This window comes from Paenibacillus sp. LHD-117, from assembly GCF_030929555.1.
GTDB lineage: Bacteria > Bacillota > Bacilli > Paenibacillales > Paenibacillaceae > Pristimantibacillus.
Window position 1 is genome coordinate 135,779 of the sequence record NZ_JAVFVT010000005.1, and the last position, 13,035, is coordinate 148,813.

Sequence of the window (13,035 nt, forward strand, 5' to 3'; positions counted from 1 at the left end):
CTGTCTCACTCCTTGACGACGGCGGGGATCTTCAAAGTAACCTCCGTCCCCGCTCCGTCCATGCTTTCGATTGTCAAACCGTATTCGCTGCCGTACACCATCTGCAGTCTCATATGCACGTTGCTTAAGCCGAGCGAATCGGACTTCGCTTCAAGCTCGCTCTTTTCGTTCAAGGACTGGCGAAGCTTCATGAGCTCCGGAAGCGGTATCCCCTTGCCGTTATCTCCTACGCTCAAAATCATAACGTCTTGCTTCAAAATGCCTTCGATGCGAATCAGATTGTCCAGGCGACCCGCCCTAAAGCCGTGCAGCACATAGTTTTCTATAAGCGGCTGCACCGACAGCTTCAAGATTTCATGGCGTCCGAGTTCCTCCGGAATATCGAATTCCACCTGCAGCTGGTTCGGATAACGAATTTGGAACAGCTCCAGATAGACGCGGCATCGCTCCATCTCAGCCGCCACATCCACGATCATTGCGCTCTTCATCGTGGTGCGGAACAGAGTGGCGAGCAGGAATATCATATGACCCGCTTCCGGAGCCCCTTGCGCGACCGCGTTCATGCGGATCGCCTCCAGTGTGTTATACAGAAAATGCGGATTCATCTGCATCTGCATGGCGACGATCTCGGCGTTTTTTTGCTTAATTTCGGAGACGTACACTTTCTCGATATAATCATTGACGCGTTCGCACATCTTGTTAAAGTTTGAGGAAATCTGGTACAGCTCGTCCCCTTTGGTCAGCGGGATACGCACATTCCATTGACCGACGTCCAGCTTCTCCATCGCCCGAACGATAACTTTGGTCCGCTTGGAAAACCGCAGGATCAATATATACGTCAACAGCAATGCCACGGCAATGAATAGACCGGTCACAATCGTTATCCACCGCTGCAGCGCCTTCGTACCCGAGCTCAGTTGCTCGCTGGACATGATGCCTGCGACGATGACGCCGGCCTTGTTCGCAGTGGATACTGTATATTGCTCTTCCAACTTCGGCGTATCGCTGTCGAGCAGGCGCTCGACCGGATAGCGCATACCGTACCACTGCATGGAGGAATCATAGATGACGTCGCCTTCGCGCGTCAGGACCATAATGTCCCCCTTCAAATCGGAAGGAGTGCGCTGATTTGACTTCATGATGCCGTTCGCCCTGTACTGGATCATGATCTGCCCGATCGGCTTCAGCGTATCCGGATTTTTCAGCTCGGCTGCGTAGACGTACAGCGGCTGTCTCCCCGCGCTCTCATTAGTCATGACTGGGAAGATGGGCATCGACTCCGCATAACGCTCATTCTCTTGCGCCACCCTCTCCGGCAGTTCACTTGGCGTGACGATTTCCAGCGACAGCTGGGAGGTCACCCGGTACACCTCCCCTCCCTTGCCCAGGAACAGGATGGAGTCGAGGTCGAACCCGTTGTTGAAGTAAGCGGACAGCGACTTTAAGGAAGCATTGATGGGGGTATCGATGTCGAAATACCGGTCGAGCTGATACGATAAAAATTCCGCATAACCTTTCTCCAGCAGCACCTCGAAATATTGCATAAAGCTTTCGTTCGAATGGATACTCTCCAGCATCATCCTTGACGCGTCCATGCGCTGGTCGATATAGGCGCTGACATTGGCGGACGCCTCCTGCATCCGCAAAGTCTCCTTGTTGATCATATATTGCGTGAAATATTGATAGATGAAGAAGGCAAGCGCAACCAGAGTGACCATAATAATAACCGAATAGGTCAGTAATATTTTATTAAACAGCTTTTCTGCAAAATGCGTCCGATACAGCTCGCCTACTATGCGGGTGAACCTTCTCATTGCAACTCTTCTTCACCCTCTCTGCCCGGATTTTCTGAATACGCTTACAAATAGGATGCCAGCCCGGGCGCTCTACCAAAGCGCCTTTCGCTGAGGAAGAGGATCCTGCCAGCTCATCAGCCGCTGAAGCATCGCTTCCATCAACCCGTATTTGATTTCCCGATAGATCGGGTTAAAAAATTGGTTGGCCGTCTCTCTCGGATCGTTCTCCAAATCAAAGAGCTCGCCGTACGCTTCGCCCTCAAATAGGACCAGCTTATATTTATCCGTCCTCATGCACTTGGCGTGGATGCCCCGATCGTGCGCATCGTATGTTGTCATCGCGGAATCCCGTATGGCCGCCGCCTGTCCCGTTATGACCGGAAGCTGCGACACTCCCTGCACGCCGTAAGGGCGTTCCTGACCGAGCGCATCCAGCAGCGTCGGCACGATATCCACATTCTCCATAAGCGCAGATGCGCGGTATCCGCTTCGGATGCCAGGTCCGCGCACAATCATCGGCACTCGGGTTAATCCCTCGTAAAGCCACGGTCCCTTGTACAGCAGGCCATGGTCGCCAAGCAGCTCGCCGTGGTCTGCGGTGAATACGACAAGAACATCATCATACATCCCCTTCGCTCTCCACGCGTCCCGGATACGTCCAATCTGCTCGTCGATAAAGGTAATCATCGCGTAATAATTGCGGATCAAACGCTTCATATGGTCTTCGCTATGCGTATGCGCCTCACCGCCGCCCGGCCAATACTTCCCGTCCTGACGCAGAAGATGTTCCGGACGATCCGGCATCTCGCTCTCTGCCGGGGACGGCAGACGAATGTCAGCATTCGCGTAACGTTCCGCATAAGAACGCGGCGGATTGAAGGGATGATGCGGATCGACAAAGCTTGTCCATAGGAACAACGGGCGGTCGTCGTTATGGCTTGCAATCGCTTCGATGCTTCGGTCAGCCGTCCAATAGGTCTGAGTAAGCTCGGAGGGCATATCGCTCTCCCATACGTCGCCCGCCGCGTCATCGCTGCGGCCGCGATCGCGCATGAAGCGCTCAGCCCACTCCGGATTTTGCTCGCTCAGCCAATCCGTATAGGCGCCAATGCCGTTGTCTTCCGTAATGAAATGCTGGTCGAACCCGTAATACGTACTGTCCGATGCCCGGCCCCGGTCTCTGTAAGCCGGTTCTTCCGCTTCATACGTGCCGTTCGGCTTGCATTGCGGGCGGAAGTGCATCTTGCCTACGCCCACCGTTGCATAATCAAGCTTCTTCAGATGATCGCAGAGCGTCATCTCATCCTCATTCAGCGATACGCCGATGTTCCACGCGCCGTGAATATGCGGATAACGTCCCGTAAAGATTGAGGCTCTGGAAGGCGTACATACGGGGCTTGCGCAATAGGATCGTTCGAATACGGTACCTTCTCCCGCCATCTCATCCAGCACAGGCGTTATAACATCGCGATTTTCCATTCCGATAGCGTCAGCCCTCATCTGGTCGGTTGTAATGAGCCAAATATGCGTTTTGCGTCGGTTCATATTCGCAATTCCCCCTAGCCAACTATAGTTGCGAACTATCATGCAGGTCGGACATTAAATTCAGTCCTATCATAATGAACCTGCCGCAGCGATACAATGCACAATTTAATGATCTTTATGTCAGTTCGTCAAATATATTGACTTAAGACGGTCATTCTTAAATTATTACCCTTTCGGCTCCTGCTGGATTTGTACATAATCTAACCTGAAAGCGTTAACAAATATGAAGAGACGAGAGTGATGAATGATGATGAAACGATGGATGACGGCCGGCTTATCCGCTCTGCTTGTTCTTGCTTCCTTCGTGCTGGTTCCGCCGCAGAACGAGGTATTAGCGGCCCCCAATCAGCAAGTCTACGAAGCTGAAAGCGGCACGATCGGTAGCGGAGCGGCTGTCGCAAGCAAATCGAATGCATCCGGCGGCAGCGCCATTGGGAGCATGCATTTCAACAATGCCTATAACCAAGTCCAGAACGTGAATGGCGGACAAGCGGGGGGTAAATACGAATTGACGATTCGATTCGCTACCGGCGATGCCGTCGCTACAAAAGCTTTGTATGTGAACGGCTCCAAAGTGGCGTATATCGAATTCAAATCGACGGGCGGATGGAATACGTTCGTGAATAAGACGGTTGAAGTGACGCTGAACCCAGGGGCAACGAACAGCATCAAGCTCCAAAATGACGGCGGCCAGACCTTCACGTACGGCGTGGAGATCGACAACTATTCGCTGTCTCCGAAAACCTTCAAGGTAGCCGGCTATATTCACCCTAAGAGCTTCAGCAATAACGACATCGATTCGGCCGCATTCGATTATATTACCGACGTGATCCTCATCGGCTTCCACACCTTGGATACAAGCGGCAATATCGTCACGAGAACCGATGATCCAGACTTGGCGAATTGGCCCCAATACGTGGACACGATGCATCAAGCCGTCGGTAGCAGGTCGGTCAAAAAGTGGATTACGCTGAACGCCGATGCGAGCACGATGGCCCAAGTCGTCGGCAATCCGACCGCTAGAGCGAATTATATCGCACAGGTGGGCAGCTTCCTTACCCAATACGGCTTCGACGGAGTCGACATCGATTGGGAGTATCCAAGCGGGTCGACGCAGTGGAACAACTTCAGCACCACAATTATTGAGATGCAGCAAGCGCTTGGCAAAAACGGCAAAAGCATCTCCCTCGCGCTGTCCGCATGGGGCGTAAGCTTAAGCGCCAACGCCTTCGCCAGCGTCGATCATATCAACTATATGAACTATGACGCCGGCTACTATCATGCGCCGTTCGAGAACTCCCGCTCCGGCATTAATTATTTCCTGAATCTAGGCGTGCCTAAGGAAAAAATCAATCTCGGCCTCGCCTGGTACGGCAGACCGTTCGACGGCTCTGCTTACTGGCTCGACTATGATGAAATCAACGCTCAAACTTCCATCACGCCGGAGACGGATATCGTGTATAACTTTACTGTCGGGACTGCCAACGGCAACCCCGTTGTCAAAAATGTCTATTTCAACGGCATCGATATGAACAAAAGAAAGATGCTGCTCGCTCAGGATATGGAAGTGGGAGGCGTCATGATGTGGCATCTGTTCGCCGACGCGCCGGTGAGCGACTCCAAGTCGCTGCTCAAAGCGATTACGGATGAGAAAAACGGGCATCAAGCTTATCGGAGCATGACGAATCTGGCCGCCAATCAATGGTATTACGCGAATGTCAGCGATTCCGGCTACGGCGCGCATCAAGTATTCGACGGCAACGACAAGACGACGTATTGGCAAGCGCCTGCGGGCGTTACTAGCGATGCCTACTTGCAGCTGGATTTCAAGCAGGTGACGACGTTAAATACCGTGGTGCTGAAAGAGCATGGCAATAACGTACGGTCGTTCAAAGTGCAGAATTGGTCCGGCGGACAATGGGTAGATGTTTACTCAGGCGGTCTAATGGGGGCCTATAAAGTGATCAGCTTCCCTGCCATTACAACGGGCAACATAAGGGTGCTCATTACTTCCGCTGAGCTGCCGAATATTCCAAGCGGCAACTTCTCGCAATTCAACAAGCTTGGCATTTATGAATTCGAAGTCTACAACAAGTAACGCGGAGCAATAAAAAACCGCGGACTGGATAGCTCCAGTCCGCGGTTCTTCTGTGTAAGAATCCATATTAGCCTTTAACCGAACCCGCAACCATACCCTTCATGATCTGCTCTTGGAAGATCAGGTAGATGACAATCGTCGGGATAACCGCGATGAACATCGCGCCCATCGTCAAGGCGTAGTCCGTGCCGAAGCCGTCGGAGAACAACGACAAGCTGAGCGGCAGCGTCTTCAGCGCTTGCGAGTTGATAAAGACGAGAGCGAACGAGAAGTCGTTCCAGAAGCGCAGGAACGCAAGGATCGTCACCGTCGCGATAACAGGCAGACAGAGCGGGAAGATGATGCGTCCGAAGACGCCCCACCAGCCGTTGCCGTCGATCATAGCCGCTTCCTCCACTTCCTTCGGAATCGACGCCATGTACGCGATGCTAAGGAAGATTGCGATGGAAAGCTCGAATGCCGTATAAGGCAGAATAAGCGACCAGTACGTGTCCAGCATCCCGATCTTGTTCATGAAGATAAAGAGCGGAACGAGCGTACTGTGAATCGGGATAAGCATGCCGAGCAGGAATAACCCTTTCACCGCTCCGCTAAATTTGAATTGAAAGCGGGACAGCGCATATGCGGCCAGCGTGCCAAGTACCACCGTAAGAATAACCGATGTGATCGTTACGACGGTCGAATTGAACATCGCCCGGCCCATATCGCCCAGATCCCAGGCGCGGGTTATATTGTTAAGCTGCCATTGCAGCGGCCATGCATAGGGACGGTTGAAAAATTCCTGATTCGACTTGAACGCGCTAATGATAAGCCAGTACAGCGGATACAGCGTGAACACCGCATATAAGAGAAGCGCCAGCTTCAGAATGAGACCAAACGGCTTCTTCCACGCAGCCGACTTCGGCTCTTCCGCATGGACTTTCGTTGATGCTTGCATAAGATTCACTCCTTCATCGGCCTTGCGTGAGGCTAGGCTTAGCTCCGTCTCTTTGTAATGATATAGTTCAGACCAATGAGCAAGGCGCTGATCAGAATGATCATGGTGGATACGGCAGAGCCGTAACCGTAACGGTACACCGTGAAGCTGTTATTGTACATGTACGTAGCTAGAAGCTCCGTCGATTGCGCCGGACCCCCGCCCGTCATGACGATGACATGGTCGAATGCTTTTAAACTGCCGGAGATACAGAGGACAATCGTAACGACGATCGTCTCCCACATGATGGGAAGCGTAACGAAAAACAGCTTTTTATGCCCTACCGCACCGTCAATCTTGGCTGCGTCGTTCACCTCGGAGGAGATGTTCTGCAGCGCGGCGATAAAGATGATCAAGTATGGACCGATGTTAGCCCAGTTGATCGGAATCGAAACGGCGTACATATTCACTTTCGGATCGGACAACCATGCCCGCGTCCATGATTCGAGCCCAATCGTCTCAAGTAGGTTGTTCAACAACCCGATTTCTGGCTGGTAGATATATCCCCAGATCAAGCCTACAACGACGGTCGACAGAACCATTGGCATAAAGACGGCGGAACGGATAATGCGGTTGAACATCGAGTTTTTGAGCAGCAGCAGCGCCAGAAGCAGCGCAATCGGCACTTGGCCTATAATGGCCGAAGCAACCAAGATAAGGTTGTTTTTGAGCGCTCTCCAAAAGATCGGGTCCTGCAGCATCATTTCGTAGTTGTTCAAGCCAACAAACTTTAGTGAACCAAGGCCGCTCCAATCGAAAAAGCCATAATAGCCGGACCAAATGATCGGAACGATTGCAAAGACGATAAAGATGAGTAATGCAGGAAGCAGCGCCAGGGCGACGAAGCTTCGGGTGCGCGATGATGACATGGCGACAGCCTCCTCTAATTCATAACTCGCGCCGACCACCCTCGAAAGGCGGACAGCGCGAGCATTGCGATTTGCCGAATTACTTCTGAGTCGAACGTGCTTGAGCGTCTTGCAGCTTCTTCGCTACGTCTTCAGGCTTGCCGCCCATCATAATTTCTTGCAGACCGTTGTTGATCGATTCGCCGGCTTCAGCGGACAAGTAAGCGTCATATACCGGCGTGATGCCAGCGTTCATGGCAACGTTGAATGCTTTCAGGTAAAGCGGGCTGACGCTCGAGTTTTCCAGGTCCATTTTGTACATAACCATGGAGTTGCTCTCTGCGATTTTCTTCTGTCCATCCGGACCGCTGATCGCGTAGATGAGGTCAAGAGCCGCGTCTTTGGCAGCGCCCGATGTTTTTTTGCTTAGTGCGAAGCCGCCGCCTGCACCGCCGGAGATCGTGCCGGCTTTGCCAGCTCCGCCTTCGATTGCAGGAATCGTCGTCACTTCGATTGGAGCGACTTGCTCAGGCGTAGCGGATGCCGCAAGGTTCGTCAGCGTCCAAGCGCCGCTGATCATCATAGCTGCTTTGCCTTGTACGAAATATTGCTCAGCTTGCGTGTTATCGATGCTGTTCGCGCCTTCTTGGAACGCTTTGTTGTCAACGAGCTCTTTGAATTTGCCGAGTGCATCGACGAATACTTGATCAGTGAAGGAAGCTTCGCCATTAACGGCTTTCATGAACCAATCTGTGCCCGTTACGCGGTCAGCAAGCGAACCAAGGATCGTGGATTGCGCTACCCATGGAGCTTTGTTGCCAAGCGCGATCGGCGTGATGCCTTTATCGTTGAATGCTTTTACAGCAGTCATCATTTCCGCCCAAGTTGTCGGCACTTTTACGCCGTTTTTCTCGAACAGGTCTTTGTTATAATAAAGGAAAGAAGTTGCGGACAAGCCGATTGGAGCGGAGAAGATTTGATCTTTTTCGAACTCGAAGCGGTTGAATGCGCCGTCCATGAAATTGGCTTTCCAGTCTGGATTCTCTTCCGCCAGCGACGTAATCGGCTGCAGTAAGCCCGCATTGAAAAATTCTTGCGACTGGCTGCCAGCGTATACGAAGAATACGTCCGGCATTTCGTTGCCTGCAGCAACTGTGCTCAGGCGTTGACGGTAACCGTCTACTGGAATCGCTTGCGCGTCCACTTCGACGTTCGGGTTGTTTTTCTTGTAATCGTCGATCAGCTGTCTGACCGCTTTTGCGCGCAGGTCGTCGCCCGCGAAGTTATGCCATACAGTGATTTTTGTTTTTTCGCCGCCTCCATTGCCGCTTCCGCCGTTCTCGCCGGTTGGTTCGTTCGAACCGCAAGCCGCTGTCAGCAAAGCTATCATTGTGATAACGGTAACAATAAGGGTAAGTCTCTTCTTCATCTAGAATAATCCCCCTTCATGTAATGTAACCTAAGTATAGAGAACGCTTTCCCGATGTCGTAGGGGGGATTCTTCAGTCCAAGTAGGGTGAAACTTCACATCCATCCTAATACGCGGTAGCGCTTCCAAGGTCCGGAAATGATACGTATAGCATGCGTATCGTGTGCCCGGCGAATACGCTGCAAATAATGGCGAAAGCCGCTTGGCGGGATGGCCAGCGGCTTCTTTTTACTGCTTCGTAGGTCGCACGCGAACGTGGCGGACGTTTATGCACGTTTTCGCGCTGGAGGGATGCGGTTAAGACGTTATCGGCGTCTTAGCGTCGTCGTGACATACGATTGCCACATTTAAGACGTTCACAGCGTCTTAACGTCTTTTCGATACACGATTATTGCCTCTAAGACGTTCTCAACGTCTTAGCGTTCCATCGCCATGCCATCGTCGCGTCTAAGACGTTCTCGACGTCTTAGCGTCCCAGCCCCATGCCATCGTCGCGTTTAAGACGTTATTAGCGTCTTGACACGCTACTCGCGACACGCGATTGTTGCCGCTAATCATTATTGAAGCGGCTTACCCTTGGCGGAATTGCGACGGCGTTGCGCCCGTATGGCGCTTGAAGAGATGGTTGAAATGCTTCAAATCCTCGTACCCCACCCGCTTCGCGATCTCGCTCACCTTCGCGGGCGTCTCCCGCAGTAGCCGCACCGCCCATTCCATGCGCGCCTCCGTGACATATTCGATATAGGTTTTGCCCGTCTCCTGCTTGAATAGCTTGCTGAAGTAGTTCGGATTCATATGAATCGAGGCCGCGACCTGCGACAACGTCAGGCTCTGATCGAGATGTTCCCGGATGTAGGCTAACGTTCGCTCGATCGCCTCGTTGCGGCCGCCGTTCAACCGCTTGTATTCCGTGACGATGGCCGAGAGGATCCGGTCCATTGCCTCTTCGGGCCGCTCGGCAAGCTGCTTCGCGTCCGGCTGCTCCAGCTCTTGGATGCCCTGCGCCGATTGGCCGACCGATTCGGCCGCCCTCTCTAGCCAGCGAAAGCCCGCGACCAGCACCGAATGCAAATACGAAGTCATCGTGCTCGGAGTCGCTTCGCCATCGTTCCGGATCGCGACGAGCGTGTCCGCGATCCATTTCTTCAATGCCGCTTCGTCGCCGCCCCGGAGTACGGCGATGAGCGCGGCTTCCTCTTCTTGCGTGCAGACGGTGCGCATGCCTCTACGATGTTTGATGTCTTCATAGTCGAGCACTCCGGTGCCTCCCATCAGCCAGCGATAAGCGACGGCTTGCTCGGCTGTCTTGAGCGATTCGCGCAGTCCTCCGATGCCGGGAGCCTGTTGGCCGATGACGGTGAACATCAGCGCGTCCACGACGCGCGCGATAGCGTCGATCGCAGCCCGCACCGTCCGGCTCGCGCCCGGCTGTCCGGCGCGGAAGAAGAGCAGCCAACCGTTGTTCCAGTCCAGGATGGCGCAGTTCAGCGAATCACGAAGCTTGTCGCCGATCAGGCGAAGCGGCTGCTTCCATTGCTCGTGCACGAACATCGAGGATAATGGGCTGATCATCCATAGCTCGATCGTCTCCCACTCCGAGCCAAGCCGAAGCTCCGGATAATGGGACAGCACTTCGCGCGCCTCCGCTTCCTCCAGCGGATGGTCGCTTCTCAGCAGCCGGTCGAGCAGCTTCCAGCGAAACGCCGTCTGATGCGCCTCGCCTTCTTGCAAGGCGGCTCGGCTGCTCGCTATTTTGCCGCGCGCCTTCATGACCGCCGACATAATATCCCCCGGGCGGCTTGTTTTGAGCAAATAATCGCTAATGCCGCTCCGGATCGCTTGCTGGGCGTAGGCGAAGTCGTCATGACCGGACAACACCACGATCTCGATCTCCGGGTAATCCCGCTTGATCTCTTGCGCCATCTCCAGTCCCGTCATCCCCGTCATGCGAATATCGGTCAGAACAATATCCGGCTTCTCCAGCGGGATGCGCATTAGCGCTTCCTCCGCGGAGGCCGCGGGCGCCAGCAGCGCTATGCCGTTCTCCTCCCACTTGATCACGGTGCTTAGACCCGTGCGGATAATGACCTCGTCGTCGACGATAAGCAGCTTCATCCTTGTTCCCCCTCTCCATCGTGCGACTTGCTTGATGCGTTCGGCTCCTGCCGGCTCTCCTGCTCTTGTACTTGCATTTCCACTCGTTCCTGCTCCCGCGATGCATAGGACGGAAGGATGGTGAACGTCACCTTCGTGCCGTCGCCTTCCGTGCTTTCGATATGCAGTCCCGCATCGGGCCCGTAATGCAGCAGCAGGCGGTTATGCACATTGCGCAAACCGTAGCTGCTGCCCGCCTGACTCTCCGTCGCGTCCGCGGCGGCCGCGGCAAGCCGCTGGCCGATCCGATCCCGCAGCTCCTCGAGCCGCTCCGCGCCCATGCCGACACCGTCGTCCTCCACGGTAAACGTGATGTTGTCGCCGTCCTCCCACGCCTTAACCGAAATATGCCCCTTGCCCTCCCGAGTCAAAATGCCATGGATCATCGCGTTCTCGATAAGCGGCTGCAGCAACAGCTTCAGCATCCGGCGATCCAGCAGCTCGGACGGGATATCCGCTTCGTATTCGAACTTGTCCGGATAGCGGATCGACTGAATATTGACGTAATGATCGATATGCAGAATCTCCTGGCTGATCGCGCAATATTCTTGTCCCTTGTTCAGGCTGAACCGCAGAAAATCGCTGAGGGAACCGACCATCTCGGCGATTTTGGCATCGCCCTTCATCAGCGCCATCCAATGGACGGAAGACAGCGTGTTATAAAGAAAATGCGGATTGATCTGCGCCTGCAGGGCCGACATGTCCGCTTCTTTCTTAAGCGCTTCGTTTCTCTTCACTTCGTCGTTCAGCTTCACGATCCGCGAGCTCATCCGATTGTAGGTAATGATGAGCTGGCCGACCTCGTCGATCGTCGTGGCCTGCAGCATCGGCAGCGGCTCGTCCGGACTGGCGCGCTTCAACGATTTGGTCAATTGGGACAACGGTTTCGTGACCTTCTGAATCAAAAACAACACGAACGCGATGACGAACAACATGGCGAGCGTGACGGCCACTGCGGTCAGCGTCAAAAAGTATTTATTTTCGGCCTTGTAGGATTGGACCGGGGTTATGCCGACGAGCTTCCAATTCACGTTCGACATGGAATAATAAAGAACGGCTTTCCGATCCGCGTTTTCGCCGTAGTAGAAAGAACCCGAAGTCCCCTCAAAATTCCTAATTCCCGGGTAATAATCCTCCAAAACTTGCTTTGTCGAATAATCGTCGGGACCCGCAAGAATCCGGTTGCTACCGTCCAGCAGCAGCACGATTCCGCCACCCTCCAGCCCGGCTTGCTTCAGATGGGCCGAGATGACCGACTGAAGCAGGCTGATCTTCAGCATGCCGATGTCGTAATACTTTTGGGTGCTGCGAATCGGCCTCGACATCGTGATCACTTCGTTCCGGCTGTCCGAGGTAATCTGCAGATGAACGGATGACCACCACTTCGGATAGACCGAATAATAGTTGGGGATGATCTCCTTAATGTCCGTAAACTCCGAAGCCACCACCGATTTGAAGGATACCGCCGGCTTGTCCACATTAGATTCGATAATGACGTTGGCGATATACGGCTTGGAGATCGACAGCATCGTAAGCAGGTTGATGATGGAGGTTTGCTTCAGCAAATTCCGCTCGGGCGTCTTAAGATAATTTTGCACATCCGCATGCCCGATCAAAAACAAGGATTGATTCTCGACGTCGCTGACCATGTTCTCCAAATAAGCTCCGATCTGGCGCAGCGTATTCATGCCAGAGTTCTTTGCCTTCTCCTCCGTCAGTCCCGCGGCGATGTTGTACGAGAACAACCCAAGCGACAGAACAGGCACCAGCACCGAAATAATGATTAATAATGACAGCTTATGCTTGAGCGACCTGCCCAGCCAATTCTCCATCCGGAATCCTCCCGTTCTGCCTTCGCTATGATGTCCTTCTTCACCTGTCGGTTCATGTCAAATTAGCTGACAAGGATGTCGATACGTATTCTAGCACAGCTCTATGGCTTGCGTAAGTAAATAAGAATGGCTTCCTCGGGAATGGGCTGAAGTCTACCTGCATCTGATTGCGCTTACATTCGGTTCCTGGCCCGGTACGATGCTCTTGAATTCCAACATAGTTATTGCCCCTTCGCCCCTCGAATATGTGTCGTGTCTGCGGCCCCCCTGTCTCGCCGCTCAGGCAATCCAGGAGGGGAGCACGCGAAGGAGCGCCATGCGAGCATGGCGCTTCTCCACAGTTGTGTCGAAACATCC

8 protein-coding genes are annotated in these 13,035 nt (G+C 53.6%); 1 reads left to right on the plus strand and 7 read right to left on the minus strand.

The window, feature by feature from the left end:
- Positions 1 to 5: 5 nt before the first annotated feature.
- Both RB620_RS05305 and RB620_RS05310 read right to left on the minus strand, forming a co-directional pair.
- Positions 6 to 1,814 (minus strand): sensor histidine kinase, encoded by a 1,809-nt coding sequence (locus RB620_RS05305; protein ID WP_308092518.1) that lies wholly within the window; start codon positions 1,812 to 1,814, stop codon positions 6 to 8.
- A gap of 72 nt (positions 1,815 to 1,886) precedes the next feature.
- Positions 1,887 to 3,341 (minus strand): sulfatase family protein, encoded by a 1,455-nt coding sequence (locus RB620_RS05310; RefSeq protein WP_308092519.1) that lies wholly within the window; start codon positions 3,339 to 3,341, stop codon positions 1,887 to 1,889.
- Between the two features lie 244 nt (positions 3,342 to 3,585).
- Between RB620_RS05310 and RB620_RS05315 the strand changes: the two genes are divergently transcribed.
- The gene (locus RB620_RS05315) at positions 3,586 to 5,439 is read left to right on the plus strand and encodes a glycosyl hydrolase family 18 protein (protein ID WP_308092520.1); all 1,854 of its coding nucleotides are present in this window, start codon (positions 3,586 to 3,588) and stop codon (positions 5,437 to 5,439) included.
- Positions 5,440 to 5,506: 67 nt separating this feature from the next.
- On the opposite strand, the gene RB620_RS05320 is transcribed toward RB620_RS05315, so the two are convergent.
- The 5 genes from RB620_RS05320 to RB620_RS05340 form a co-directional block, all read right to left on the minus strand.
- Positions 5,507 to 6,376, minus strand: coding sequence for a carbohydrate ABC transporter permease (locus RB620_RS05320; RefSeq protein ID WP_308092521.1), 870 nt, complete (start codon positions 6,374 to 6,376; stop codon positions 5,507 to 5,509).
- A gap of 38 nt (positions 6,377 to 6,414) precedes the next feature.
- Positions 6,415 to 7,284, minus strand: coding sequence for a carbohydrate ABC transporter permease (locus RB620_RS05325; RefSeq protein WP_308092522.1), 870 nt, complete (start codon positions 7,282 to 7,284; stop codon positions 6,415 to 6,417).
- Between the two features lie 79 nt (positions 7,285 to 7,363).
- Positions 7,364 to 8,692, minus strand: coding sequence for an extracellular solute-binding protein (locus RB620_RS05330; RefSeq protein WP_308092523.1), 1,329 nt, complete (start codon positions 8,690 to 8,692; stop codon positions 7,364 to 7,366).
- A 570-nt stretch (positions 8,693 to 9,262) separates the two neighbouring features.
- Entirely contained in the window at positions 9,263 to 10,807 is a 1,545-nt protein-coding gene (locus RB620_RS05335) for a response regulator transcription factor (RefSeq protein ID WP_308092524.1), read from the minus strand.
- A complete protein-coding gene (locus RB620_RS05340; protein ID WP_308092525.1) occupies positions 10,804 to 12,678 on the minus strand; it encodes a sensor histidine kinase in 1,875 nt (624 codons plus the stop codon). The genes RB620_RS05335 and RB620_RS05340 overlap by 4 nt, the downstream gene beginning before the upstream one ends.
- Positions 12,679 to 13,035 lie beyond the last annotated feature (357 nt).

Excerpts from the sequence above, each read along its gene's own strand:
- RB620_RS05305 (WP_308092518.1), bottom strand. The coding sequence starts at position 1,814 with ATGAGAAGGTTCACCCGCATAGTAGGCGAGCTGTATCGGACGCATTTT.
- RB620_RS05310 (WP_308092519.1), bottom strand. The coding sequence starts at position 3,341 with ATGAACCGACGCAAAACGCATATTTGGCTCATTACAACCGACCAGATG.
- RB620_RS05315 (WP_308092520.1), top strand. The coding sequence starts at position 3,586 with ATGATGATGAAACGATGGATGACGGCCGGCTTATCCGCTCTGCTTGTT.
- RB620_RS05320 (WP_308092521.1), bottom strand. The coding sequence starts at position 6,376 with ATGCAAGCATCAACGAAAGTCCATGCGGAAGAGCCGAAGTCGGCTGCG.
- RB620_RS05325 (WP_308092522.1), bottom strand. The coding sequence starts at position 7,284 with ATGTCATCATCGCGCACCCGAAGCTTCGTCGCCCTGGCGCTGCTTCCT.
- RB620_RS05330 (WP_308092523.1), bottom strand. The coding sequence starts at position 8,692 with ATGAAGAAGAGACTTACCCTTATTGTTACCGTTATCACAATGATAGCT.
- RB620_RS05335 (WP_308092524.1), bottom strand. The coding sequence starts at position 10,807 with ATGAAGCTGCTTATCGTCGACGACGAGGTCATTATCCGCACGGGTCTA.
- RB620_RS05340 (WP_308092525.1), bottom strand. The coding sequence starts at position 12,678 with ATGGAGAATTGGCTGGGCAGGTCGCTCAAGCATAAGCTGTCATTATTA.